This window comes from Amycolatopsis sp. SID8362 (genome assembly GCF_010550475.1).
Classification (GTDB): Bacteria; Actinomycetota; Actinomycetes; order Mycobacteriales; family Pseudonocardiaceae; genus Amycolatopsis; species Amycolatopsis eburnea.
Genome location: NZ_JAAGNB010001148.1, coordinates 1 through 273, shown reverse-complemented (window position 1 = coordinate 273; position 273 = coordinate 1). Strand labels below are relative to the sequence as shown.

General features: G+C 78.0%; 1 pseudogene. It reads right to left on the bottom strand.

Annotated features, from left to right (window positions below):
• Nucleotides 1-273 (bottom strand): annotated as a pseudogene (locus tag G3I65_RS35535) (hypothetical protein); the annotation flags it as partial.

Here is a 273-nt window from a genome sequence, read left to right as displayed (position 1 = left end):
GCGGGTCTCGGCGGCGTACTCGCGCATCGGCTGCGACGGCACCGCCGCCTTGTCCGGCGGCCGGACCGGGATCACCAGCGACCCCAGCCCGGCCGCCGCGACGGCTTCCCGCATCGCGGCCAGCACCGTGCCCGAGTGGCCACGGCCCTGGTGCTCCGGGTGGACGGCGATCTCCAGCGCGCACGCGGTGTCCGGGACGACGTCGTCGAGCGCGTCCTCCGCGGCCCACACCGCCACCTCGTCCCAGCCGCGGGCCGGCAGCGAACCGCGGCT